Here is a 20,734-nt window from a genome sequence, read left to right as displayed (position 1 = left end):
GGCTGGGTTCCGAGGGGCCGTTGCTGGGAGCCGGGCATTGGGTGGTGCGGGGGGTGCTGGATGATCCGGCGGGGGTCGGAACCGGGGGCTGACACTGTCGCGGCTGGGTTCCGAGGGGCCGTTGCTGGGAGCCGGGCATTGGGTGGTGCGGGGGGTGCTGGATGATCCGGCGGGGGTCGGAACCGGGGGCTGACACTGCCCGAATGCCCGACCAGGACGTTCCCGAAGCCCGTCGCGGGGGGCTGCCTCGCCCTCACAACCCGGCGCGGAAACTGCCTCAACCTCACAACCCGGCGCGGGAGCTGATCGAGAACTCGGCGCGGGCACTGCCCGAACCCGGGGATCCGGCACGCGGCCCACCCGGACCCGAGAACCCGACGAGACCTGCACGCACCCATCGCTACCTCCCGCCACTCTTTCGGGTGAGCGAGTTGTCCACAACGTCGCGGTCATCCACGGAACAGCGGCGCGGCCGTGGCCGGTCCGTCCCGCGCCGTACCTTGAATCACACGAGGCGCGCTCAGCCCGGCGCGTCTCCTCCCTCGCTCCGAGATTCCCCCAGTCGAGAGGCCCTCGTCATGGAACGAGCACGACCGCTTCCCCACCGGCGGCGGATCCTCAAGGGCACCGCCCTCGCCGTCGTCCCGTACGCACTGCTGCCCGGACCGAGGGCGGGCGCACGGACCCCGGCCCCCGACCACCCTCTCGCGCAGTGGCAGCCGGCGACCCGCGCCAACTACACCGAGGCGAAGCGTCCGGCGAGCCACCCCGTGGACCTCGTGGTCATCCATGTCACGCAGACCGAATACTCCAGGACCCTCGGCATCTTCCAGCACCCGCGCAAGAAGGTGTCCGCGCACTACGTCGTGCGGTCCGAGGACGGGCAGCCGGCGCAGTGCGTCCGCGAGTCCGACATCGCGTGGCACGCGGGGAACTGGGAGTACAACACGCGCAGCATCGGCATCGAGCACGAGGGGTGGGTGGACGAGCCCGGCTACTTCACGGACGCCCTGTACGCGCGATCGGCCGCCCTCACCGCGGGGATCTGCGCGAAGTACGGCATACCGAAGGACCGCGCCCACATCATCGGTCATCATGAGATACCGGGCACGGACCACACCGACCCCGGCCCGCACTGGGACTGGCCCCGGTACATGCGGCTCGTCAACTCCGCCTGAGCGACCGGGCAGTGCCGTGCAGCAGGGACACCCACGAGGTGACCGTCAGGAAGGGCCGGGTGGGCGCGGGCGCGGGTGCTCCCGGCAGCGGTCCGATCGCCGAGGGGACGGCGGTGCCGGTCGGACGAGACGCGGGCGCGCGGGGACTGCGGAGGCTCTCGGTGGGCGAGCGCGCGGCGGTACGGCGGCGGCTGGTGGCGTCGGTGTCACGGCTCCCCTACCGCTTCCGGTCCTGAGGAGCGGACAGCCGCTGTCCGGCCTGGACGACCGGACGGGGGCGGAGGGGAGCACCCGGTGCCGAACGGTATCGGCGCGTTCCACGGGACCTGACGTCCCGTGGCCGCCAGGACCTCAAGGTCTGAGGCCGCTCACGATGCCGGCCGTGGCCGTGAGGCCGCTGTGGATGGTCGGGGCGATGCTCGAACTCGCGAGGTAGAAACCGAGCAGCAGGCAGACGATCGCATGCGTGAGCTTGAGGCCCCCGTTGCGCACGAAGATCACCGCCAGAATGAACAGCAGCAGCACCACAGAGATGGAAATGGCCATCGTCAACCTCCTCCGCCACGTCCGCTTCGCGGCGTTCGGGCGCAAGTGTGGCGTAGCGGAGGGTTCCTCCGGGCGGCTGACCTGTCCCCCGAAAGTGTGGTGTCCTCGACCGGCGGGCGGACGGGCGAGGGCTACGCCCGTCCGTGGGCGTCCAGGAACGCCTCCAGCCCGAGCAGGTCGTCGGTGTTGACGAAGTCGACGTCCGCGGCCAGCAACTCGGACCACAGCGCGTCGCGTTCCGGACCCGCCACGTCGGGCGTGGCCCAGAACCGCACCTTCTGCCCGCGTGAGTGCGCCGCCCGCATGATGCCGTGCAGCTTCTGCCGTTCGGCCGCCGGGAACTCGCCCGCGCCCCGCCAGGTGAAGTTCAGCGTCCAGTTGTCGCTGATCAGCGGGATGAAGGAGGCGGGCGCCGGGCCGCCGAGGTCCGCGAGGCGGCCGTCGTAGAAGGCGCGACGCACCTTCTGCGCCTCCATCGGCACACGCGCCGCCCGGTCGCCGGAGATGACGGCGGTGACAGGTCCGGGGAGCACCTTGCCGTGGGCGTACGTCGTGAACAGGTGCCGGTAGCGGCGCAGGTGACGGTCGAGTTCGCGGTAGGTCGAGGCGCCCTCGGTCTTGATGTCGATGAGCAGCTGGAGCGAGCCGCGGTGACCGCGGTGGACCGAGCCCCGATTGGCCTTGACCCGGGCGGCGAGGGTGTCGAGGTAGAGGGATTCCAGGGTGCGGGCCGGGTCGAGGTCCTCGGGGTCGTGGGCGACGAGGAGTCGGTCGCCGACCAGGTAGATGTCGGCCTCGACGCTGCCGAAGCGGTGGTCGAGGGCGTCGAGGAGGGGGCGGGGGTGCTCGTAGTCGTTGTGCGCGTGGGCACGCCACAGCGGGCGGGGCGAACGCGGACGGTGCCTGCCGTCGTCCGCCAGCGCGCTCGCTCCGGGCAGGGCCACCGTGCCGGCGAGGGCGGCGCCGAAGGTGGTGAGGGCTCTGCGACGGGTGGTGAGGGCCATGCTCTGCCTCCCTGGTGTGGGCGGGAACGGAACCTCAGCGAGTATGGGGGTGGATGCCGCTCAACTTGCGACGGCCGTGGACGAGTTGGCCGGACCGCCGCCATCGGTTCACTTCACCGCAGTACGCGCACCGAAAAGCCCGCCCCAGGTGGGACGGGCTTTCCTCGGGGTTACCGTGCGCGTCAAAGGCGCCTCGGAGGCGCGTGTCAGGGGGCCTGAAGGTCCACCAGTTCGGCCAGCGACGTCCGGTGGGCGCCCGCGGTGCCGTAGGCGAGGGAGTCCGCCTTGGCGCGCTTCAGATACAGGTGCGCCGGGTGCTCCCAGGTCATCCCGAGGCCGCCGTGCAGTTGCACCGCCTCCTCGGCGGCGCGCACGGCCACCGGCGCGGCGTAGGCCTGCGCGACGGCGACCGACACGTCGACGTCCTCGCCGGTGGCCAGCGCGTCCGCCGCGGCGCGGGCGGTGGCCCGCAGGTGGACGACCTCCAGCCAGCGCTGGGCGAGCCGGTGCTTGAGAGCCTGGAACCCGCCGACCGGCCGGTTGAACTGCTTGCGGTCCTTGAGATGGCGCACGGTCTCGGTCAACGCCCATTCCGCCAGGCCCAGTTGCTCCGACGCGAGCAGTCCGGCCGCCGCCCGCAGGGCCCGCCGCACCGCGGGCTCGGCATCGCCCAGCCGCCGGCCCGCCGCGCCCTGGAGCACCACCCGCGCCACGGGCCGGGTCAGGTCCAGCGACACCTGCGGGACCACCGTCACGGCGTCGGCATCCACGGCGTACAGTCCGCCGTCGTCCGCGGGAACGAGCAGCACATCGGCGGCCGTCGCGTCCGCCACGGCGCTCAACTCGCCGTACAGCAGGCCTTTTTCCAGCCGGGCGACGGGGAAGGCGGCGCCCGGTCCGCGGTCCAGCGCGACGGCGAGGGCGCCCACGCTCCGACCGGACGCCAGCCGGGCGAGCAGCTCGGAGGAGCCCGCGCAGGCCAGGAGCGCCTCGGTCGCGACGACGGCGCTCGTGAGATACGGGACGGGCGCGACCGCCCGCCCCAGTTCCTCCAGGACCACCGCGACCTCGCGGTGCGAGGCCCCCTGACCGCCCCGCTCCTCCGGCACCAGCAGTCCGGCGAGGCCCATGGCGTCGGCGAGGAGCTTCCACAGCTCCCGGTCGTGCGGCGCGTCGGACTCGGTACGGGCGATCACGCCGGACACGGCGCAGTGGTCGGTGAGCACGTCCCGGACGGCGGCGCGGAGGGCCTCTTCCTCCTCCGAGTAGAGAAGATCGGTCATCGGGCGAGGTCCTTCCAGGCGACGTCCTTGTCGGTGCGCGGCTCGGAGGGCAGTCCGAGGACGCGTTCGGCGACGATGTTGAGGAGGACCTCGCTGGTCCCGCCCTCGATGCTGTTGCCCTTGGAGCGGAGGTAGCGGTAGCCGGCGTCACGGCCGGTGAAGTCCACCAGCTCGGGGCGGCGCATGGTCCAGTCGTCGTACAGGAGTCCTTCGGCGCCGAGGAGTTCGACCTCCAGGCCGCTGATCTCCTGATTGAGGCGGGCGAAGGCGAGCTTCATGCCGGAGCCCTCGGGTCCGGGCTGGCCCGCGACGAGCTGCTGGCGCAGCCGCTCGCCGGTGAGCCGGGCGACCTCGGCCTCGACCCACAGGGCGAGAAGCCGCTGGTGGAGGTCGTGGGTGCGCAGGTCCGGGCGTTCGCGCCAGGTCATCGAGACGGGGCCGATCATGCCGCCTTCGCGGGGCAGGCGCATACCGCCGATGGAGACGCGTTCGTTCATGAGGGTGGTCTGCGCGACACGCCAGCCGTCGCCGACGTCACCGAGGCGGCGGGCGTCGGGGATGCGGACGTCCGTCAGGAACACCTCGTTGAACTCGGCCTCGCCGGTGATCTGGCGCAGCGGCCGCACCTCGACGCCGGGGTCGGTCATGTCGCAGAGGAAGTACGTGATGCCCTGGTGCTTGGGGACGTCCGGGTCGGTGCGGGCGATGAGGATCGCCCAGCGGGCGACGTGCGCGCTGGACGTCCACACCTTCTGCCCGTTGACCACCCACTCGTCGCCCTCGCGTACGGCCCGGGTGCCCAGCGCGGCGAGGTCGGAGCCGGCACCGGGCTCGCTGAACAGCTGGCACCAGACCTCCTGCCCCACCCACAGGGGCCGCAGATACCGGCGCTTCTGCTCCTCGGTGCCGTAGCGCAGGATGGTCGGCGCGGCCATGCCGAGGCCGATGCCGATCCGCCGGGGGTCGTTGTCGGGCGCGCCCGCGGCCTCGAGCTCGGCGTCCACGACGGCCTGGAGCGTGCGCGGGGCGCCGAGCCCGCCGAGCCCCTCGGGGTAGTGCACCCAGGCGAGCCCGGCGTCGAAGCGGGCCTTGAGGAAGTCGTCGGGGTCCGTGGCCGCGGGCGGGTGCGCGGCCAGCAACTCCTGTACCCGTCGGCGCAGTTCGGTGGCATCGGTCATGCGCCGGCCCCGTTCTCCAGGACGACGGCGACGCGGCCGGTGGTCCCTCCGTCGGCGACCCGCTGCACGGCGGCCGCCGCGCCGTCGAGCGGCACCCGCTCGCTCACCAGCGGCTTGATGGTCCCCCGGGCGGCCAGTTCGGTGAGCTGCTCGTGGCAGTGCCGGACCAGCTTCGGGTCCTTGGTGTTGTACAGGCCCCAGTGCAGGCCGAGGATCGAGTAGTTCTTCACGAGGGCGTGGTTGAGCGCGGGGCTCGGGATCACTCCGCTCGCGAAGCCGACGACCACGATCCGGCCCTCGAAGGCGACGGTCTTGGCGGACTGGGTGTAGGCCTCGCCGCCCACGGGGTCGTAGACCACGTCGGCACCCCGGCCGCCGGTGGCCTGCTTCACCGCCGCGACGACGTCCTCGGCACGCCGGTCGATCACGACGTCGCAGCCCAGCTCACGCGCGACGGCCGCTTTCTCGGCGCCGCCCACCACCCCGATCACCCTGGCTCCGGCGGCCTTGCCCAGTTGGACGGCCGCGCTGCCGACCCCGCCGGCGGCGGCGTGGACGAGCAGCGTCTCGCCGGCCTCCAGCCGGGCCCGCCGGTGCAGGCCGAACCAGCCGGTCTGGTAGCCGATGTGCAGGGCGGCGGCCTCGGCGTCGTCCAGGGAGTCCGGTGCGGGCAGGAGCGCGGCCGCGTCGGCGACGGCGTACTCGGCGAAGCCGCCGTGCGGGAGCGCCGGGTTGGCGATCACCCGGCGGCCGTCCTCGGTCTCGCCGCAGATCTCGACCCCGGGGGTGAAGGGCAGCGGGGGCCGGACCTGGTACTGGCCCCGGCAGAGGAGGGCATCCGGGAAGTTGATGTTCGCGGCCCGCACCTTCAGCAGGACCTGGCCGTCGCCGGGCGTGGGCGCGGCCACGTCGTCGAGGCGCATCACCTCGCCGGGCTCGCCGTTCTCGTGCACCTGCCATGCCTGCATGCGGGGCCTCCACGGGGGACTGCGTCGTCTGACCGGGTCCACCGCATACTAAGCGGTCGCTTGCCGCCCTGGGAACAGTCGGGGCGCGCCTGCTCCAGCGGTACAGACATCGGGCCCTCGCGTCACGCCTGCTCCAGGGGCACAGGCAGCAGCACCCCGCGTCACGCCTGCTCCAGCGGCACAGGAAGCAGCGGCGTGCAGCCGTCACGCCTGCTTCGGCCGCGCCCGCACATGCATCCGCTCCCCCTGCGGCCCGAACAGGCTCAGGAACTCCACCGGCCCCTCCCCCGTCGACCCGAACCAGTGCGGCACCCGGGTGTCGAACTCCGCCGCCTCCCCCGCCGTCAGCACCACGTCGTGATCGCCCAGCACCAGCCGCAGCCGCCCGGACAGCACATACAGCCACTCGTACCCCTCATGGGTCCGCGGCTCCGGTTCGAGGGCACGCTGCGGCTCCAGCACCTTGAACGCCTGGAGGCCGCCGGGCTGGCGGGTGAGCGGCCAGTGGACGCGGCCGTACCTCTCGATCGGCTTGGCCCGCACCCGGGGATCGCTCACCGCCGACGCGCCGACCAGCTCGTCCAGGGGCACCTGATGGGCCTGCGCGATCGGCAGCAACAGCTCCAGGCTGGGCTTGCGCAGCCCGGACTCCAGCCGGGAGAGCGTGCTCACCGAGATCCCGGTCGCCTCCGACAGCCCGGACAACGTCACCTCCCGCTCCTTGCGGATCCGCCGCAGCCGCGGCCCCACCCCTGCCAGCACCTCGTCGGTCGTCATGCCGCCATTGCAGATTCGGCAAACGCATTTGTCAATCCCGCAGCGGGCGCGCGACTGTCTCCGCGGAGGTGGTCACCATGACCGGAACAACCGGGTCCTACGAAGTGGTCGTCATCGGCGGCGGCGCGGCGGGGCTGTCCGCCGCGCTCGTCCTGGGCCGTGCCAGGCGCCGCACGCTCGTCGTCGACGCGGGCGAGCCGCGCAACGCGCCCGCCGCGCACATGCAGGGATATCTGTCACGGGACGGCATGTCCCCCGCCGAGTTCCTCGCGAAGGGCCGCGAGGAGATCGCGCGCTACGGCGTGGAGCTGGTCCGGGACCGGGCGGTGGACGTGTCCCGGGGCGAGGACTTCGCGGTGGAGCTGGCGAGCGGGCGGACGGTGCGCGCCCGGCGCCTGGTCGTCACCACCGGGCTCAGGGACGAGCCGCCGGGCGTGCCGGGGGTGGCGGAGCGGTTCGGCCGGGACGTGCTGCACTGCCCGTACTGCCACGGCTGGGAGGTGCGCGACCAGGCGTTCGGCGTGCTCGCCGCCGGTCCGCACAGCGTGCACCAGGCGCTGATCGTCACCCAGTGGTCGAAGGACGTGAGGTTCTTCCTGCACGAGGTCGCGGAGGAGGACCTGTCCGACGACGACCTGCGCCGGCTCGCCGCGGCGGGGGTCAAGGTGGTCCCCGGCAAGGTCGCGGGGCTGGAGATCGAGAACGACCGGCTCACCGGAGTTCGGCTGGCGGACGGCACCGTCCATGAGAGGGAGGTGGTGTTCACCGCGCCCCGCCCCGTTCCGCGGACCGGTCTGCTGCGGCGGCTGGGCGCCGAGCTGAACGAGACGCCCTTCGGCGCGTACGCCGTGGTGGACCCGACGGGGCTGACGACCGTCCCCGGCGTGTGGGCCGCGGGCAACGCCACCGGCTTCGCCGAGCAGGTCGTGAACGCGGCGAGCGGCGGCTACCGCGCGGGCGCCACGATCAACGGGGAGCTGCTGATGTACGACCTGGACGCGGCCGTCCAGGTGTAGGCCCCCCGTCCCCGGTGCACCATGTCTGCATGCTGCTGACCCGGCTCGCCGACGTGTCCCGGGAGGTCGCCGCCACCTCGGCGAGGTCCCGCAAGATCGCCCTGCTCGCCGAGTTGTTCCGGGACGCGGAGCCGGACGACGTGCCGGTGGTCATCCCGTATCTCGCGGGCCGGCTGCCGCAGGGCCGGCTGGGCATCGGCTGGAAGGTGCTCGGCCGCCCGGTCGGGCCGGCCAGCGAGCCGAGTCTGACCGTGCGCGAGGTGGACGCCCGCCTCACCGCGCTCGGGAAGGTCGGCGGCACCGGCTCGCAGGCGGAGCGGGCCCGGCTGGTCGGCGAGCTGATGGGCGCCGCCACCGAGGACGAGCAGCGATTCCTGATCGGCCTGCTCACGGGCGAGGTCCGGCAGGGCGCGCTGGAGGCGGTCGCCGTCGAGGGGCTGGCGCAGGCGACCGGGGCGCCCGCCACGGACGTACGGCGTGCGGTGATGCTGGCCGGGTCGCTCCAGGACGTGGCACGCGCGCTGCTCGCCGACGGGCCCGGGGCGCTGGAACGCTTCCGCCTGACGGTGGGTCGCCCGGTGCTGCCGATGCTGGCGCACACCGCGTCCTCGGTGGCCGAGGCGATCGGCAAGCTCGGCGCCTGCGCGGTGGAGGAGAAGCTGGACGGCATCCGCGTCCAGGTGCACCGCGACGGCGACGACGTGCGCCTCTACACCCGCACCCTCGACGACATCACCGACCGGTTGCCCGAGCTGACCTCGGCCGCGCGGGAGCTGCGCGGGGAGCGGTTCGTGCTGGACGGCGAGGTGATCGCCTTCGACGAGGACGGCCGGCCGCGCTCCTTCCAGGAGACGGCCGGCCGGGTCGGCTCCCGGGTGGACGTGGCGACGGCCGCGCGGGCGGTCCCGGTCTCCCCCGTCTTCTTCGACGCGCTGTCCGTCGACGGCCGGGACCTGCTCGACCTGCCGTTCGCCGAGCGGCACGCGGCGCTGGCCCAACTCGTCCCCGAGCCGATGCGGGTGCGGCGGACCGTGGTGTCCGGCCCCGACGACGTCCCCGCCGCCGAGGAGTTCCTCGCGCGGACCCTGCGCCGCGGTCACGAAGGCGTCGTGATCAAGGCGCTGGACGCCCCGTACAGCGCGGGGCGGCGCGGGGCCTCCTGGCTGAAGCTCAAGCCCGTGCACACCCTCGACCTGGTGGTCCTGGCCGCCGAGTGGGGCCACGGCCGCCGCACCGGCAGGCTCTCCAACCTGCATCTCGGGGCGCGCACGGCCGACGGGGGCTTCGCGATGCTCGGCAAGACGTTCAAGGGCATGACCGACGCGCTGCTGACCTGGCAGACCGAGCGGCTCCAGGAGCTGGCCGTCAGCTCCGACGGCCAGGTGGTGACGGTTCGCCCCGAACTCGTCGTCGAGATCGCCTACGACGGTCTGCAGAGGTCCACCCGCTACCCGGCCGGCGTCACGCTCCGTTTCGCCCGTGTGCTGCGCTACCGCGAGGACAAGCGTCCCGAGGACGCGGACACCGTCGAGACCCTGCTGGCCGCGCATCCGGAGGTCCGGCCGTGACCTCCCGGCGCAGCGCGGGCCTGCTGCTGTTCCGGCACACCGACGGCGGCCCGGAGGTGTTGCTGGGCCACATGGGCGGACCGCTCTGGGCCCGGCGGGACGCGGGCGCGTGGACCGTGCCCAAGGGCGAGTACGACGCCGAAGAGCCCGCCTGGGACGCGGCCCGCCGGGAGTTCCAGGAGGAGCTGGGGCTGCCGGCGCCGGAGGGCGAGGCGGTGCCGCTCGGGGAGGTCCGGCAGAGCGGCGGCAAGGTCGTCACGGCGTGGGCGGTGGAGGCCGACCTCGATCCCGGCACCGTCACACCGGGCACCTTCACCATGGAGTGGCCGCCGAGGTCCGGCCGCACCCAGGAGTTCCCGGAGCTGGACCGCGTGGCGTGGTGCGGCGTGGACCGGGCGCGCGAGGTGATCGTCAAGGCGCAGTCGGCGTTTCTCGACCGCCTGGCGGAGCACTTGTCCCGAGGATGACCCGTACGCGTTGCGCCGCCCACGGCCGCGCGGGAAGGTCGAAGCACAGCAGCTCCTTTGGAGGTCAGCCATGCCCATCGCGACGGTGAACCCGGCGAACGGCGAGACGATCAAGACGTACGAGGCCATGGGCCCCGAGGAGATCGAGCGCCGGCTCCAGCTCGCCGAGGCCACGTTCCGCACCTACCGCGAGAGCGGCTTCGCCGACCGTGCACGGCTGCTGAACCGGGCCGCGGACCTCCTGGACGAGGACCAGCGGGACATCGGCCGGGTCCTGACGACGGAGATGGGCAAGCCGGTCAAGCAGGCCCGCGCGGAGGCCGCCAAGTGCGCCAAGGCGATGCGCTGGTACGCCGCCAACGCCGAGAGTCTGCTCGCCGACGAGGAACCCGCCGCGTCCGACGTGCGGGACTCCGGCGCCTCCCGGGTCCACGTCCGCTACCGGCCGCTCGGGCCGGTGCTCGCGGTGATGCCGTGGAACTTCCCCCTGTGGCAGGTGATCCGCTTCGCGGCGCCCGCGCTGATGGCGGGCAACGTCGGGCTGCTCAAGCACGCCTCGAACGTGCCCCAGACCGCGCTCTACCTGGAGGACCTGTTCCACCGGGCGGGCTTCACCGAGGGCTGCTTCCAGACCCTGCTCGTCGGCTCCGGGGCCGTCGACGAGATCCTGCGCGACGAGCGGGTCAAGGCGGCGACCCTCACCGGCAGCGAGCCCGCCGGGCGCGCGGTGGCCTCGACGGCCGGCGAGATGGTCAAGAAGACGGTGCTGGAGCTGGGCGGCAGCGACCCCTTCGTCGTGATGCCGTCGGCGGACGTCGACCGGGCGGCGCAGGTGGCGGTCACTGCCCGTGTGCAGAACAACGGGCAGTCGTGCATCGCCGCGAAGCGGTTCATCGTGCACACGGACGTCTACGACGCCTTCGCCGAGCGCTTCACCGAGGCCATGAGGGCGCTGAAGGTCGGCGACCCGATGGCGGAGGAGACGGAGGTCGGGCCGCTGGCCAGCGAGCAGGGCCGGGCCGATGTGGAGGAGCTGGTGGACGACGCCAGGCGCAGCGGTGCGGCCGTGCTGTGCGGGGGCGAGCGGCCGGAGGGGGACGGCTGGTACTACCCGCCGACGGTGCTCGCCGGCATCACGCGCGAGATGCGCATCCACCGCGAGGAGGCGTTCGGTCCGGTCGCCACGCTGTACCGGGCGGGGGACCTGGACGAGGCGGTGCTCATCGCCAACGACTCGCCGTTCGGCCTGAGTTCCAACGTCTGGACCCGCGAGGAGGCGGACGTCGACAGGTTCGTACGGGATCTGGAGGCGGGCGGGGTGTTCGTCAACGGCATGACCGCCTCCCACCCGGCGTTCCCGTTCGGGGGTGTGAAGCGCTCCGGGTACGGGCGTGAGCTGTCCGGGCACGGAATCCGCGAGTTCTGCAACATCACGACCGTATGGCACGGAGCGTGAGGGTTCCAGGGCTACGATCCCCTTTGTGAACCGCGAAGTGACTCTGCCTCTGATCGTCGACGACAGCGGAACCTTGCAGGTGGCCGCGTCCGACGTGAGCAAGCTGCTCCGCACGGTGGGCGGCCGGTGGCTGCGGCTCGTGGAGGCCGGGCAGGAGGGGCTCGACGAGGACACCGTGGCGGCGCTGACCATCGAGCTGGCCAAGCTGGCCGACCGGATCGACGTGGCGTGCATCGCGCACAGCAGCGGAGCCGGTTCGTAGCACGGGTGCCGAACGCCGTTGTCGCCTGGACGGAGTAATCCCGCGAGAGATCGTGGCGCTCCCGGGTGATCGTGGGTTTACACCTTCTCGGAGGTGAACCACCCTCTGACCGAGGCTTCCAGGAGCCTCGGACGGCGAAAGCAGGCACGGTTCATGGCGACTTTGTGCAGACCCTCGGTGTCCGTTCCAGAACACGTGATCACGATGGAAGAGACGCTGGAGCTGGCACGCTCCCGCCACGCGGACCACCCCCAACTCCCGCTGGCCCTCCGGCTGATCGAGAACACCGGTGTGCGCACCCGGCACATCGTGCAGCCGATCGAGGAAACCCTCAAGCATCCCGGCTTCGAGGCCCGCAACAAGATCTACGAGTCCGAGGCCAAGGCCCGCGTCCCGGCGGTCGTGCAACGGGCGCTCGACGACGCGGAGCTCCTCACCAACGACATCGACGTGATCATCTACGTGTCGTGCACGGGCTTCATGATGCCCTCGCTCACCGCGTGGCTGATCAACGAGATGGACTTCTCCAGCACCACGCGCCAGATACCCATAGCCCAGCTGGGCTGTGCGGCGGGCGGCGCGGCCATCAACCGGGCCCACGACTTCTGCGTGGCCTACCCGGAGTGCAACGTGCTGATCGTGGCCTGCGAGTTCTGCTCGCTGTGCTACCAGCCCACCGACATCGGCATCGGATCGCTGCTGTCCAACGGCCTGTTCGGTGACGGCGTCGCCGCCGCCGTGGTCCGCGGCCGGGGCGGCACGGGCGTGAAGCTGGAGCGCAACGGCTCGTACCTGATCCCCAAGACGGAGGACTGGATCTCGTACGACGTCCGGGCCACCGGGTTCCACTTCCTGCTGGACAAGCGGGTGCCCGGCACCATGGAGCCGCTGGCTCCGGCCCTGCACGAACTGGCGGGCGCCCACGGCTGGGACGCCTCCGACCTGGACTTCTACATCATCCACGCCGGAGGACCCCGCATCCTCGACGACCTCAGCAAGTTCCTGCAGGTCGAGCCGCACGCCTTCCGCTTCAGCCGGGCCACCCTCACCGAGTACGGCAACATCGCCAGCGCCGTCGTCCTGGACGCGCTGCGCAGGCTGTTCGACGAGGGCGGCGCCGAGCACCGGGCGCGCGGACTGCTCGCCGGGTTCGGGCCCGGCATCACCGCGGAGATGTCCGTGGGGCGCTGGCAGATCGACGACTCGGCGTGACATGAGCCAGGAGACGACGACCGGGACCGTGCTCCCCGTCCGGCAGTGGCCCGCTCTGGATCTGGCCGGAGTCGACTTCGATCCGGTGCTGCGGGCGCTGATGGACGAGGGGCCGGTCACCCGGGTCCGGCTGCCGAACGGCGAGGACTGGGCGTGGCTGGTCACCCGGCACGACGATGTGCGCAGGGTGACCAACGACCCCCGGTTCAGCCGTGCGGCGGTGAGGGACCGGCAGGTCACCCGGCTCGCGCCGCACTTCGTGCCGGCGCGTGACGCGGTCGGTCTCCTGGACCCGCCGGACCACACCAGACTGCGTCGCGCCGTGGCCCCGGCGTTCACGGCGCGGGGCGTGGAGCGGGTGCGGGAGAGGTCCCGGCGGATGCTCGACGAGCTGGTGGACGGGCTGCTCGCGGACGGTCCGCCCGCCGACCTCACGGCGGCGGTGCTGAGCCCGTTCCCGGTCGCGGTGGTCTGCGAGCTGATGGGCGTGCCGGCCGCCGACCGCGGGCGTATGCACGACTGGACCCGGCTCATCCTGTCCGCCACGCACGGCGCGCAGGTCAGCGAGCGGGCCCGGGACGAGATGGGCGACTACTTCGCCGATCTCGTCGGGCGCAGGGAGAACAGCACGGGCGAGGACGTCACGTCCCTGCTCGGCGCGGCCCTGGGCCGGGGCGAGATCACGCCGGCGGAGGCCGTGGGCCTCGCCGTACTGGTCCAGATCGGCGGCGAGGCGGTCACCGGCAACAGCGGCCAGATGTTCTACGTCCTGCTGACCAGGCCGGAACTGGCCGAGCGGCTGCGCGCCGAGCCGGGCCTCCGCGCCCGGGCCGTCGACGAGCTGCTGCGCTGGATCCCGCACCGCAACGCCGTCGGCCTTTCCCGGATCGCGACGGAGGATGTGGAGATCCACGGCCGGGTGATCCGCGCGGGCGACGCGGTCTATGTGTCGTACCTCGCGGCGAACCGGGACCCGGACGTCTTTCCCGACCCCGGGACGATCGACTTCACCCGTGAGCCCAACCCGCATCTGGCGTTCGGCTTCGGGCCCCACTACTGCGTGGGCGGCATGCTGGCGAAGCTGGAGTCCGAGCTGCTGGTCGACGCCCTGCTCGACCGGCTGCCCGGCCTGCGGCTGGCGGTGCCGCCCGAGGAAGTGCCCTTCAGGAAGGGCGCCTTGATCCGAGGGCCGCTGGCCCTGCCCGTGACCTGGTGAGGTGAGTACGCCGTGACCGCGACCCAAGGACTGCTGGTACCGCCCGGCCATGGCCGGATCGTCGAGACCCCGGCCCAGCACGTCACGTTCAAGGTGACCGGGGAGCACTCACGGATGGCGTCCACCTTCGAGGTGCTCGTCCCCCCGGGATTCGACGTCGGCGCCCATGTGCACACCCGTAGCGAGGAGTTGTTCTACGTACTGGAGGGCGAAGTGGACGTCCTCGCCTTCGAGCCACGCGTCCGGACCCCCGACAACTGGCAGAAGTGGGAGTCGCGTTCGGGCAGCCAGGTGGTCCGGGCGACCCCGGGCACGGTCATCGTCGTACCGCCCGGCTGCCCGCACGCGTTCGCCAATCCGACGGAGACCCCGGCGAAGATGTTCTTCCAGGCGTCCCCGCCGCCGGATCACGAGCGGTACTTCGAGGAGTTGCTGGAGATCCTGCGGGACGGGGGGCCGCCGGACCGCGAGGCGATCGAGGCGCTCCGGGCGAGGTACGACATCGAGCAGCTGACCCCGCTCAAGCACCGCTAGCGCAGGGGCATCCCCGAGACCGTGCGGGCGATCACCAGCCGCTGGATCTCGCTGGTGCCCTCGAAGATCGTGTAGATCGCGGCGTCCCGGTGCATACGCTCCACCGGGTACTCGCGGGTGTACCCGTTGCCGCCCAGGATCTGGATCGCCTGGGCGGTGACGGTCTTCGCGGTCTCGCTGGCGAACAGCTTGGACATCGAGCCCTCGGCGGCGGTGAACGGCCTGCCGTTGACGGCCATCCAGGACGCCCGCCACACCAGCAGCCGCGCCGCGTCGATGGAGGTGCGCATGTCGGCGAGCTGGAACGCGACGCCCTGGTTTTCGATGATCGGCCGGCCGAACTGCTCACGGGTCGTCGCGTAGTCCAGCGCCACCTCGTAGGCGGCCCGGGCGGTGCCCACCGCCATCGCGCCGACGGCGGGACGGGACGCCTCGAACGTGGCCATCGCCGCGTTCTTCACCCGCTCCCCACCGGTCCTCGCCCGCTCACGGGCGCGGGCCAGCCGTTCGTCCAGCTTGTCCTTGCCGCCGAGCAGGCAGGAGCCCGGCACCCGGACGCCGTCCAGGACGACCTCGGCGGTGTGCGAGGCGCGGATGCCGTGCTTCCTGAACTTCTGGCCCTGGGACAGCCCCGGGGTGTTCGGCGGGACGATGAAGGAGGCGTGGCCCTTGGAGCCGAGTTCCGGGTCGACGACCGCGACGACCACATGGACGTTGGCGATGCCGCCGTTGGTCGCCCAGGTCTTGGTGCCGTTGATGACCCACTCGTCCTTGGCCTCGTCGTACACCGCGCGGGTGCGCAGGGAGGCCACGTCGGAACCGGCGTCGGGCTCGGAGGAGCAGAAGGCGGCCAGCTTGACATCGTTGGCATCGCCGTACATCTGGGGGATCCAGGTGCCGATCTGCTCCTCGGTGCCGTTGGCGAGGACGCCCACCGCGGCGAGGCCGGTGCCGACGATCGACAGGGCGATGCCCGCGTCGCCCCAGAACAGCTCCTCCATGGCCATCGGGATGCCGAGGCCGGTGGCGTCGAAGTACTGCTGCGCGTAGAAGTCGAGGGAGTAGATGCCGACCTTCGCGGCCTCCTGGATGACCGGCCAGGGGGTCTCCTCGCGCTCGTCCCATTCGGCGGCCGCGGGGCGGATGACGTCGGCGGCGAAGCCGTGCAGCCAGTCCCGGACTTCCCTCTGTTCGTCGTTCAGCTCCATGGTGAAATCGGCCATGTCCCCTCCAGCGGCGCACTGCATGTTACTTACGGTAACCGAAGTCTGTTACCGCTGGGTAGGAAAAGTCAACTCACGGGGAGGCCCGGGCAGCCCGTTCGAGGCGTGACTCGTGTCGAGTGTTAGTTTGCGCTGGCGTCACCGAATGAGCACGGGTGGGGAGATCACATGGACACCACACAGCGGACCGAGCAGCAGAGGTCGGCCGACCGCCGACGGCGCGAGCTGCTGGAGGCCGCCGACCGCGTCGTGCTGCGGGACGGTCCGCAGGCGTCGATGAACGCCATCGCGGCCGAGGCGGGCATCACCAAGCCGATCCTCTACCGGCACTTCGGCGACAAGGGCGGACTCTACGCGGCCCTGGCCACACGGCACACCGACGCCCTGCTCGACTCGCTGCGGGCCGCGCTGGACGCCCCGGCGGAGCGGCGCGAGCGGGTGGAGAACACGCTCGACACCTACCTCGCGGCGATCGAGGCCCGGCCTCAGGTGTACCGCTTCCTGATGCACCCGGCGGAGGGCTCGCCCGGGGACCAGGGCTTCGACGTGGGCAAGCACTCGGCGCCGCTGCTGCGGCGGATGGGCGAGGAACTGGCCCAGGTCATCGAGGATCGGCTGGACCTCGGACCGGAGAGCCAGCGGCTGGCCCGGGTCTGGGGACACGGGATCGTCGGGATGATGCATGCCGCCGGGGACTGGTGGCTGGGCGAGCAGCCCTGCACGCGGGCCGAGTTGGTGCGGTGCCTGGCCGACCTGCTGTGGGGGCGGCTCGCCGCGGCGGGGGACCGGGTGGGGAGTCCGGGGTTCTGAGGACCCCGCGCCTTCCCGTGGATCGCGGGGGTCCGGCTCGCCTCCCGCGCCCGTGACGGTGGCACGGTCACGTGCGCCACGGGGCTCGGGCCACCTGCCGCATCAGACGTCTGTGGCGCAGACCCTTCACACGGTCCGCGTAGACCGTGCCCTCCAGATGGTCGCACTCGTGCTGGAGGCAGCGGGCGAAGAAGCCGGTGCCGTGGATCGTGATCGGCTCGCCCGTCATGGTGACACCCTCGACCACGGCGTGGTCGTGGCGCTCCGTGCCCGCCTCCAGGCCCGGCAGGGACAAGCAGCCCTCCGGGCCGCGGATCACCACGCCGTCCGCCTGGACCAGACGCGGGTTCACCACATGGCCGAGGTGGCGCACGTCCTCGTCGTCGGGGCAGTCGAAGACGAAGACCCGCAACGGCTCACCGACCTGGTTCGCGGCCAGCCCGACGCCCTGGGCGGCGTACATCGTCGCGAACAAGTCCTCCACGAGCCGGGAGAGTTCGGGGCCGAAATCGGTGACTTCCGTGCAGGGTGTGTGAAGAACCGGGTCGCCGAGCAATGTGAGGGGCCGGACACGCCCGTGAGCGCCCGGGATGGAGCCTTGTCGCATGCCGGCAAGGGTACGGTCCTCGCTGGCGCGCTCCCGCGCGCGGGGATCGTGACAGTGCCGCGATTCGGGCAGGTGAGTGGATCTCGATAGGCTGAGGCGTCACCACGTTGCCGGGTGCTACGGCGCGGCGCGTACGCAAGGAGGATCGAGAACTGATGGCAGGCAACTCGGACCCGCTCTCGCCGCGGGCCAAGCTGGCCGTGACCGCGGGCAAGGCGGTCGCCGCGGCATCACGCGCGGCGGGACGCGGCAGCGGTTCGGTGATCGGTGGCCGGGTGGCGCTCAAACTCGACCCCGACCTCCTGGCCCGGCTCGCCCAGAACCTGGACGTGATCCTGGTGTCGGCGACCAACGGCAAGACCACGACCACGCGGCTCGTCGCCGAGGCGCTGCGCGCCGCGGGCCCCGTGGTGTCCAACGCGCTCGGCGCCAACATGCCCGCCGGCATCACCTCGGCGCTGGCAGGCGGCTCGGAGGCCAAGTTCGGTGTCATCGAGGTCGACGAGAAGTACCTCGCCGGCGTGGCCCGGGACACCGACCCCAAGTGCATCGCGCTGCTGAACCTCTCCCGCGACCAGCTCGACCGTGCCGCGGAGACCCGGATGCTCGCGGAGAACTGGCGTGAGGGCCTGGCCGGCACCAAGGCCGTGGTCGTCGCCAACGCGGACGACCCGCTGGTGGTGTGGGCGGCGTCGTCCTCCCCCAATGTGATCTGGGTCGCGGCCGGGCAGATGTGGAAGGACGACGCCTGGTCCTGCCCGTCCTGCGGCGGCGTGATGCAGCGCCCCGGCGACGACTGGTTCTGCGGCGAGTGCGGCTTCCGCCGGCCCACCCCGAGCTGGGCGCTGTCCGGCGACCACGTGCTCGACCCGCACGGCTCCGCCTGGCCGATCCACCTCCAGCTGCCGGGCCGGGCCAACAAGGCCAACGCCACCTCCTCGGCGGCCGTCGCCGCCGTCTTCGGGGTGCCCCCGCAGGTCGCCCTGGAACGGATGTACCAGGTGCAGGCCGTCGCCGGGCGCTACGACGTGGTGCAGTTCATGCAGCGCGATCTGCGGCTGCTGCTCGCCAAGAACCCGGCCGGCTGGCTGGAGACGTTCTCGCTGATCGACCCGCCGCCGACCCCGGTGATCCTGTCCGTGAACGCGCGCGGCGCCGACGGCACGGACACCTCGTGGCTGTGGGACGTCGACTACACGCGCCTGACCGGCCACCCGATCTTCGTCATCGGCGACCGCAAGCTCGACCTCGCGGTGCGGCTGGAGGTGGCCAACCAGCACTTCCAGGTCTGCGAGAACCTCGACGAGGCGGTGCAGAAGGCCCCGCCGGGCCGGATCGAGGTCATCGCCAACTACACCGCGTTCCAGGACCTGCGCCGCCGCGTCGGCAACTGACACGACCTCAGGGGACTTTCGTGAGCGACAACCAACTGCGGATCGTCTGGATCTACCCGGACCTGCTCAGCACGTACGGCGACCAGGGCAACGCCCTCGTCGTGGAGCGCCGGGCGCGGCAGCGCGGTCTGGACGTGGCACGGATCGACGTGCGCAGCGACCAGCCCATCCCGACGTCCGGTGACATCTACCTGATCGGCGGCGGCGAGGACCGGCCGCAGCGGCTCGCGGCCGAGCGGCTGCGCCGGGACGGCGGTCTGTACCGGGCCGTCGAGAACGGCGCGATCGTGTTCTCGGTCTGCGCCGGCTACCAGATCCTCGGACACGAGTTCATCAACGACCTCGGCCAGCGCGAGTCCGGCCTCGGTCTGCTCGACGTGGTCTCGGTGCGCGGCGAGGGCGCGCGGTGCGTCGGTGACGTGCTGGGCGACATCGACGAGCGCCTCGGCCTGCCGCCGCTGACCGGCTTCGAGAACCACCAGGGCGTCACCCATCTCGGCCCCACGGCCCGCCCCCTCGCCCGGGTGCGGTTCGGCAACGGCAACGGCACGGGCGACGGCACGGAGGGCGCGTACAACGACACGGTCTTCGGCACCTACATGCACGGACCGGTGCTGGCGCGCAACCCGCAGATCGCCGACCTGCTGCTCAAGCTGGCGCTGGACGTCAACGCGCTGCCGCCGACCGACGACCACTGGTACGAGGCGCTGCGCGACGAGCGCATCGCGGCGGCCGAGCAGCAGCCCGCCTGAGGCGGCGTCCCGGCACCGCCCGGTGAGCCCGTCTGACGGCCCCTCCGCACAGGTGAGCGCGGTCGTCCAGCACTCGGACGCACGGTTCGGCCCCGCCCCCCTGTGCCGCTAGGGTGGCGGGGATCGAGCCGGACAGCGTGGTCCGGACCCGGCCCACGTCGAGAAGGTATTTCGGGCTATGCGCATTGGTGTCCTCACCTCCGGCGGCGACTGCCCCGGTCTGAACGCCGTCATCCGGTCCGTCGTGCACCGTGCCGTCGTCGACCACGGCGACGAGGTCATCGGGTTCCGGGACGGCTGGAGGGGCCTCCTGGAGGGCGACTACCTCAAGCTCGACCTGGACGCGGTGGGCGGCATCCTCGCCCGCGGCGGCACGATCCTCGGCTCCTCCCGGGTCCGTCCCGAGCATCTGCGCGACGGCGTGGAGCGGGCCAAGGGGCATGTGCGCGAGCTCGGCCTCGACGCGATCATCCCGATCGGCGGCGAGGGCACCCTGAAGGCGGCCCGGCTGCTGTCGGACAACGGGCTGCCCATCGTGGGCGTGCCGAAGACCATCGACAACGACATCGCCGTGACCGACGTGACCTTCGGCTTCGACACCGCCGTGACCGTCGCGACCGAGGCGCTGGACCGGCTCAAGACCACCGCCGAGTCCCACCAGCGGGTGCTGATCGTGGAGGTCATGGGCCGGCACACGGGGTGGATCGCCCTGCACTCCGGCATGGCGGCGGGCGCCCACGCCATCGTCGTCCCCGAGCGGCCTTTCGACATCGACGAGCTGACCGCGAAGGTCGGCGAGCGGTTCGACGCGGGCAAGCGGTTCGCGATCGTCGTGGTGGCGGAGGGCGCGAAGCCCAGGCCCGGCACCATGGCGTTCGACGAGGGCGGCAAGGACGTCTACGGGCACGAGCGGTTCGCGGGGGTCGCGCGGCAGCTCTCCGTCGAGCTGGAGAACCGGCTCGGCAAGGAGGCGCGGCCGGTCATCCTCGGGCATGTGCAGCGCGGGGGCACGCCGACCGCGTACGACCGGGTGCTGGCCACACGGTTCGGGTGGCACGCGGTGGAGGCCGCGCACCGGGGCGAGTTCGGGAGGATGACCGCGCTGAACGGGACCGACATCGTGATGGTGCCGCTGGCCGAGGCGGTCGAGACGCTGAAGACGGTGCCGACGGACCGGTACGACGAGGCGGAGTGCGTGCTGTAGACAGCTCCGGACGGGACGCTGTCGCCCCCGGTGACGGAGGCCGCCGGGGGCGGTTCTAGTCTTGGGGCGGACAGACAGC

General features: G+C 72.1%; 22 protein-coding genes. 14 read left to right on the top strand and 8 right to left on the bottom strand.

Annotation, left to right across the window (positions count from 1 at the left end; all coding sequences use genetic code 11):
* Positions 1-578: 578 nt before the first annotated feature.
* Together ACWCPM_RS10695 and ACWCPM_RS10690 are read left to right on the top strand one after the other, a co-directional pair.
* Complete coding sequence (locus tag ACWCPM_RS10695) at positions 579-1,178, top strand: N-acetylmuramoyl-L-alanine amidase (protein ID WP_450975776.1); 600 nt, start codon at positions 579-581, stop codon at positions 1,176-1,178.
* Between the two features lie 38 nt (positions 1,179-1,216).
* Positions 1,217-1,414 (top strand): hypothetical protein, encoded by a 198-nt coding sequence (locus ACWCPM_RS10690; RefSeq protein ID WP_450975775.1) that lies wholly within the window; start codon positions 1,217-1,219, stop codon positions 1,412-1,414.
* 115 nt (positions 1,415-1,529) lie between these two features.
* Here the strand turns inward: ACWCPM_RS10690 and ACWCPM_RS10685 are convergent, their stop codons facing one another.
* The 6 genes from ACWCPM_RS10685 to ACWCPM_RS10660 all read right to left on the bottom strand — a co-directional run bounded on the left by ACWCPM_RS10685 (position 1,530) and on the right by ACWCPM_RS10660 (position 6,934).
* Positions 1,530-1,724 carry a hypothetical protein gene (locus tag ACWCPM_RS10685; RefSeq protein ID WP_450975774.1) on the bottom strand — a complete coding sequence of 65 codons (195 nt, stop codon included), beginning with the start codon at positions 1,722-1,724 and terminating at the stop codon, positions 1,530-1,532.
* Between the two features lie 131 nt (positions 1,725-1,855).
* Positions 1,856-2,728, bottom strand: coding sequence for a phosphatidylinositol-specific phospholipase C/glycerophosphodiester phosphodiesterase family protein (locus tag ACWCPM_RS10680; protein WP_450975773.1), 873 nt, complete (start codon positions 2,726-2,728; stop codon positions 1,856-1,858).
* 206 nt (positions 2,729-2,934) lie between these two features.
* Positions 2,935-4,011 carry an acyl-CoA dehydrogenase family protein gene (locus ACWCPM_RS10675; protein WP_450975772.1) on the bottom strand — a complete coding sequence of 359 codons (1,077 nt, stop codon included), beginning with the start codon at positions 4,009-4,011 and terminating at the stop codon, positions 2,935-2,937.
* The gene (locus ACWCPM_RS10670; RefSeq protein ID WP_450975771.1) at positions 4,008-5,189 is read right to left on the bottom strand and encodes an acyl-CoA dehydrogenase family protein; all 1,182 of its coding nucleotides are present in this window, start codon (positions 5,187-5,189) and stop codon (positions 4,008-4,010) included. The genes ACWCPM_RS10675 and ACWCPM_RS10670 overlap by 4 nt, the downstream gene beginning before the upstream one ends.
* Complete coding sequence (locus ACWCPM_RS10665; protein WP_450975770.1) at positions 5,186-6,157, bottom strand: NADPH:quinone oxidoreductase family protein; 972 nt, start codon at positions 6,155-6,157, stop codon at positions 5,186-5,188. Before ACWCPM_RS10665 ends, ACWCPM_RS10670 begins: the two co-directional genes overlap by 4 nt.
* A gap of 204 nt (positions 6,158-6,361) precedes the next feature.
* On the bottom strand, positions 6,362-6,934 hold the full coding sequence (locus ACWCPM_RS10660; RefSeq protein ID WP_450975769.1) for a helix-turn-helix domain-containing protein: 573 nt from the start codon (positions 6,932-6,934) through the stop codon (positions 6,362-6,364).
* Between the two features lie 77 nt (positions 6,935-7,011).
* On the opposite strand from ACWCPM_RS10660, the gene ACWCPM_RS10655 reads away from it, so the two are divergent.
* The 8 genes from ACWCPM_RS10655 to ACWCPM_RS10620 all read left to right on the top strand — a co-directional run bounded on the left by ACWCPM_RS10655 (position 7,012) and on the right by ACWCPM_RS10620 (position 14,665).
* The gene (locus ACWCPM_RS10655; RefSeq protein ID WP_450975768.1) at positions 7,012-7,950 is read left to right on the top strand and encodes an NAD(P)/FAD-dependent oxidoreductase; all 939 of its coding nucleotides are present in this window, start codon (positions 7,012-7,014) and stop codon (positions 7,948-7,950) included.
* A 29-nt stretch (positions 7,951-7,979) separates the two neighbouring features.
* Positions 7,980-9,518, top strand: a complete 1,539-nt coding sequence (locus ACWCPM_RS10650) for an ATP-dependent DNA ligase (RefSeq protein ID WP_450975767.1) — start codon at positions 7,980-7,982, stop codon at positions 9,516-9,518.
* On the top strand, positions 9,515-9,985 hold the full coding sequence (locus ACWCPM_RS10645; protein ID WP_450975766.1) for an NUDIX domain-containing protein: 471 nt from the start codon (positions 9,515-9,517) through the stop codon (positions 9,983-9,985). Before ACWCPM_RS10650 ends, ACWCPM_RS10645 begins: the two co-directional genes overlap by 4 nt.
* 70 nt (positions 9,986-10,055) lie before the next feature.
* Positions 10,056-11,441, top strand: coding sequence for an NADP-dependent succinic semialdehyde dehydrogenase (locus ACWCPM_RS10640; protein WP_450975765.1), 1,386 nt, complete (start codon positions 10,056-10,058; stop codon positions 11,439-11,441).
* Between the two features lie 25 nt (positions 11,442-11,466).
* Positions 11,467-11,703 (top strand): DUF6213 family protein, encoded by a 237-nt coding sequence (locus ACWCPM_RS10635; protein WP_450975764.1) that lies wholly within the window; start codon positions 11,467-11,469, stop codon positions 11,701-11,703.
* A 153-nt stretch (positions 11,704-11,856) separates the two neighbouring features.
* Entirely contained in the window at positions 11,857-12,915 is a 1,059-nt protein-coding gene (locus ACWCPM_RS10630; RefSeq protein ID WP_450975763.1) for a type III polyketide synthase, read from the top strand.
* A 1-nt stretch (position 12,916) separates the two neighbouring features.
* Complete coding sequence (locus ACWCPM_RS10625) at positions 12,917-14,131, top strand: cytochrome P450 (RefSeq protein WP_450975762.1); 1,215 nt, start codon at positions 12,917-12,919, stop codon at positions 14,129-14,131.
* A gap of 12 nt (positions 14,132-14,143) precedes the next feature.
* Complete coding sequence (locus tag ACWCPM_RS10620; protein WP_450975761.1) at positions 14,144-14,665, top strand: cupin domain-containing protein; 522 nt, start codon at positions 14,144-14,146, stop codon at positions 14,663-14,665.
* On the opposite strand, the gene ACWCPM_RS10615 is transcribed toward ACWCPM_RS10620, so the two are convergent.
* Positions 14,662-15,888 carry an acyl-CoA dehydrogenase family protein gene (locus ACWCPM_RS10615; RefSeq protein WP_450975760.1) on the bottom strand — a complete coding sequence of 409 codons (1,227 nt, stop codon included), beginning with the start codon at positions 15,886-15,888 and terminating at the stop codon, positions 14,662-14,664. The genes ACWCPM_RS10620 and ACWCPM_RS10615 overlap by 4 nt on opposite strands.
* Positions 15,889-16,056: 168 nt before the next feature.
* On the opposite strand from ACWCPM_RS10615, the gene ACWCPM_RS10610 reads away from it, so the two are divergent.
* Entirely contained in the window at positions 16,057-16,698 is a 642-nt protein-coding gene (locus tag ACWCPM_RS10610; protein WP_450975759.1) for a TetR family transcriptional regulator, read from the top strand.
* Between the two features lie 67 nt (positions 16,699-16,765).
* On the opposite strand, the gene def is transcribed toward ACWCPM_RS10610, so the two are convergent.
* Positions 16,766-17,305 (bottom strand): peptide deformylase, encoded by a 540-nt coding sequence (gene def / locus ACWCPM_RS10605; RefSeq protein WP_450975758.1) that lies wholly within the window; start codon positions 17,303-17,305, stop codon positions 16,766-16,768.
* Positions 17,306-17,460: 155 nt separating this feature from the next.
* Between def and ACWCPM_RS10600 the strand changes: the two genes are divergently transcribed.
* The 3 genes from ACWCPM_RS10600 (at position 17,461) to ACWCPM_RS10590 (ending at position 20,655) form a co-directional block, all read left to right on the top strand.
* Complete coding sequence (locus tag ACWCPM_RS10600; protein ID WP_450975757.1) at positions 17,461-18,699, top strand: MurT ligase domain-containing protein; 1,239 nt, start codon at positions 17,461-17,463, stop codon at positions 18,697-18,699.
* Positions 18,700-18,719: 20 nt separating this feature from the next.
* Positions 18,720-19,451 (top strand): type 1 glutamine amidotransferase, encoded by a 732-nt coding sequence (locus tag ACWCPM_RS10595; RefSeq protein WP_450975756.1) that lies wholly within the window; start codon positions 18,720-18,722, stop codon positions 19,449-19,451.
* A 178-nt stretch (positions 19,452-19,629) separates the two neighbouring features.
* The gene (locus ACWCPM_RS10590; protein WP_450975755.1) at positions 19,630-20,655 is read left to right on the top strand and encodes a 6-phosphofructokinase; all 1,026 of its coding nucleotides are present in this window, start codon (positions 19,630-19,632) and stop codon (positions 20,653-20,655) included.
* The last annotated feature ends 79 nt before the right edge of the window (positions 20,656-20,734 follow it).

It is taken from the genome of Streptomyces sp. NPDC002309 (assembly GCF_053593375.1).
This window is presented reverse-complemented; position numbering and strand designations above follow the sequence as displayed.